The organism is Micromonospora sp. M42 (assembly GCF_000568915.1).
Lineage (GTDB): Bacteria > Actinomycetota > Actinomycetes > Mycobacteriales > Micromonosporaceae > Micromonospora > Micromonospora chalcea.
Window position 1 is genome coordinate 2,208,930 of sequence record NZ_KK037233.1, and the last position, 3,373, is coordinate 2,212,302.

Annotated in this window: 5 protein-coding genes; 4 read left to right on the forward strand and 1 reads right to left on the reverse strand. The window is 74.0% G+C overall.

Features of this window, described 5'->3' with window-relative positions; translation table 11 throughout:
• From MCBG_RS09970 to MCBG_RS09980, 3 genes are all read left to right on the forward strand, one after another.
• Positions 1-288, forward strand: a 288-nt coding sequence (locus MCBG_RS09970) for a DUF4339 domain-containing protein (protein WP_043325224.1), incomplete at its 5' end; no start/stop codon positions are given.
• 46 nt (positions 289-334) lie between these two features.
• Positions 335-1,423 carry a TFIIB-type zinc ribbon-containing protein gene (locus MCBG_RS09975; RefSeq protein ID WP_043325226.1) on the forward strand — a complete coding sequence of 363 codons (1,089 nt, stop codon included), beginning with the start codon at positions 335-337 and terminating at the stop codon, positions 1,421-1,423.
• 159 nt (positions 1,424-1,582) lie between these two features.
• Positions 1,583-2,275 (forward strand): DUF4386 domain-containing protein, encoded by a 693-nt coding sequence (locus MCBG_RS09980; RefSeq protein ID WP_043325227.1) that lies wholly within the window; start codon positions 1,583-1,585, stop codon positions 2,273-2,275.
• 5 nt (positions 2,276-2,280) lie between these two features.
• Here the strand turns inward: MCBG_RS09980 and MCBG_RS09985 are convergent, their stop codons facing one another.
• Complete coding sequence (locus MCBG_RS09985) at positions 2,281-3,060, reverse strand: SDR family NAD(P)-dependent oxidoreductase (RefSeq protein ID WP_043325228.1); 780 nt, start codon at positions 3,058-3,060, stop codon at positions 2,281-2,283.
• Positions 3,061-3,146: 86 nt separating this feature from the next.
• Here MCBG_RS09985 and MCBG_RS09990 point away from each other — a divergent pair.
• A partial coding sequence (locus tag MCBG_RS09990; RefSeq protein WP_157560819.1) for a helix-turn-helix domain-containing protein occupies positions 3,147-3,373 on the forward strand: 227 nt, incomplete at its 3' end.

Below are 3,373 nucleotides of genomic sequence, written 5' to 3' on the forward strand. Positions count from 1 at the left end.
GGCGGGGCCACGCAGCCGGCGCCGGCCCCCGCGCAGCCGTCGGCCGCGCAGCCGGGCGCCGCCGAGCCGCCGCCGCTGCCGGGCCAGGCCCAGTGGTACGTCGGCGTCGGTGGCCAGCGGCAGGGCCCGTACGACCTCGGCGGGCTGGCCGAGCAGGCGGGCGCCGGCGCGCTCGGCCCGGACACGCTGGTCTGGCGTGCCGGGATGGCGCAGTGGCAGCCCGCCGGACAGGTGCCGGAGCTGGCGTCGGTGCTGGCCAGCGTCCCGCCGCCGCTGCCGCCGCAATGAACGCACGTCAGCGGGTGAGCCGTCCCCGCACCGGGCAGGTGCCGGCATGAGCGACACGACTGTCTCCCCGCCCTCGTACCGGTGCGGGGGTTGCGGGGCCCGGGTGGAGTTCGCGCCGGGCACGACGACGCTCAGTTGCCCTTACTGCGGGCACCGGCAGGAGATCGCCGGCGCGGGCCGCGAGGTGCGCGAGCACGCGTACGCGGATCTCGCGTCGTTGCCCCGCAAGCCGGTGGCGAGCGTCGGGGCGCACACGTTCGTCTGCCCGGGCTGCGGGGCCCGGACGGAGAGCGACGTGCTGGCGCAGCGCTGCCAGTTCTGCGCCACGCCGCTGGTGGCCGACGCCGCGGCGGGCGAGCTGATCGCGCCGGAGGCGGTGCTGCCGTTCGCGGTGGACCGCAACGGCGTACGGACGGCGCTGGGCCAGTGGTGCCGCAGCCGCTGGTTCGCGCCGGGGAGCCTGAAGAAGGTCAGCGAGGCGGAGACGCTGAAGGGCACGTACCTGCCGCACTGGACGTTCGACGCGCGGACCGTGTCGGACTACCGGGGTCAGCGGGGCGAGTACTACTACGTCACCGAGACGTACACGGTGACCGTCGACGGCAAACAGGAGACGCGGACCCGGCAGGTGCGGCACACCCGGTGGCATCCGGCCGCCGGCACCGTCAGCCGGGACTTCGACGACGTGCTGGTGCCCGCCACCACCCACCTGCCCACCGAGCAGCTGGACAAGCTGGCGCCGTGGCCGCTGACCGAGGCGGCCGCGTACCACGGCGACTACCTGGCCGGATACCAGGCGCTGCGGTACGACACCGAGCCCGAGGCGGGCCTGACCGAGGCGAAGGCGCGGATGGCACCGGTCATCGAGGGGGACTGCCGGTCGGACATCGGCGGTGACGAGCAACGGGTGTCCGCAGTGGACACCACGTACTCCGACGTGTCGTACAAGCTGATCCTGCTGCCGGTGTGGATCGCCGCGTACCTGCACGCCGGCCGCTCGTACCAGGTGCTGGTGAACGCGCGCACCGGCGAGGTGATCGGTGAGCGACCGTACAGCGCCGCGAAGATCGCGGCGGCGGTGTTCGCCGCGCTGGTGCTCGTCGCCGTAGTGGTGGCGCTCATGATGAACCGTTAGCGTCGCCGCGCTGTCGTACGCCCACGGGCCACCGGTATCCGTTACCGGTGGCCCGTGCGCATCGCGCGAGGAGTCTGACCGAGCGGCCGATTCGCCGCCGCGCCCATCCGCCGCAGAGTGAGGTAACGACCACCGGCCGAGCGGCGGAGGGCAGCCCCGATGGACTCACTGCGCAAGACGTCGCTGGTCGCGGGCGGGTTCTACCTGCTCACCTTCGTCTCGATCCCGACCCTCACGCTGTACGCCCCGATACGCGAGGCGGACTACATACTCGGCGGCACGCCGGACACCCCGGTCGTCGTCGGCGGCGTCCTGGAGGTGATCGTCGCCCTCGCCTGCATCGGCACCGCGATCGCGCTGTACCCGGTGCTCAAGCGGCAGGGTGAGGCGCGTGCGCTGGGCTTCGTCGCCGCCCGCGTGCTGGAGGCCGCCGGCATCTTCATCGGCGTCGCGAGCATCCTGACCCTGGTCGCCCTGCGGCGGGCCGGCGCCGAACCGGACGCGCTGGTCACCGGCCGGACACTCGTCGCCTTCTACGACTCGGTGTTCCTGCTCAGCCAGGCGCTCCTCCCGGCCGTGAACGCCCTGCTGCTGGGCTCCCTGCTCTACCAGTCCCGCCTGGTGCCGCGCATCCTGCCGGTGCTCGGGCTCGCCGGGGCGCCGCTGCTCGTCGCCTCCGATCTGGGCACGCTGTTCGGCGCCTGGGACCGGCTGTCCCCGGTGGCGGCGGTCGCCGCGCTGCCCATCGCGGTGTGGGAGTTCTCGCTCGGCGTCTACCTGGTCGTCAAGGGCTTCAAGCCGGTCACGGACGACACGGTCGCGCCCCGGCCGGTCCAGGACGCCACCGTCTGAGCCGGTCAGGCCCGCGCGCCGCCGTCGACCCGCAGCACCGTACCGGTGACGAAGGAGGCGCGGTCGCTGAGCAGCCACGCGGCGGCCTGGGCGATCTCGTCGGGTTCGGCGGCCCGGCGCAACGGGCTGGCGGCGGCGAGCCGCTCGATGATCCCGGGTGACTCCGCGTCCCAGGCGCGCATCATCTCGGTGAGCGTGCTGCCCGGGGCGATCGCGTTGACCCGGATGCCCTCCGGGCCGTAGGTGATCGCCGCGGATTCGGTGAGGCTGTTCACCGCGCGCTTCATCGCGCCGTACGCGGGCAGCGCGGGGTTGCCCATCAGGCTGCCGACGCTGGAGTTGTTCACGATCGCGCCGGTGCCGGCGGTGGCCCGGATCGCGGCGACCTCGGCGACCATGGCGAGCCACGGTCCCTTGAGGTTGACGGTGTAGAGGTGGTCGAAGTCCTCTTCGCGCACCTGGTCCATCGGTCCGGGCGGCACGATCGTCGCGCCGTTGTTGAAGGCGACGTCGAGGCGGCCGTACACCTCGACGACGCGGTCCACGGCGGCGCGCACGCTCGCCGCGTCGGCCAGGTCGCAGACGACGTACTCGGCGGTGCCGCCGGCGGCCCGGACCTGTTCGGTGACCGCCTTCAACTGTTCCTCGGTCCGGGCGGCGAGCAGCACCCGGGCGCCCTCGGCGGCGAACAGCCGGGCCGCCGCGGCGCCGATGCCCCGCCCGGCGCCGGTGATGAACGCGACCTTGTCTGCGAGCAGGCCCTCAGTGGTTCGTGTGGTGTCCATGCGGCAAGCCTGCGGCCGGGCGCGGAGCCCATCCAGGCACCGGCGGTACCTGGCTACCAGCCGCCGTGCACGGGCACACTGGGGTCGTGGACCGACGTGAGCTGGCAGTGTTCCTGCGCAGCAGGCGGGAGCGGATCGCCCCGGCCGACGTGGGCCTGCCCGCCGGGCGGCGTCGCCGCACCCCGGGGCTGCGCCGCGAGGAGGCGGCGCGGCTGGCGTTCATCTCGACCGAGTACTACACCCGGCTGGAGCAGGGCCGGGCTCCGCGTCCGTCGCGGGAGGTGCTGGCCGGGCTGGCCCGCGCGCTGCGGCT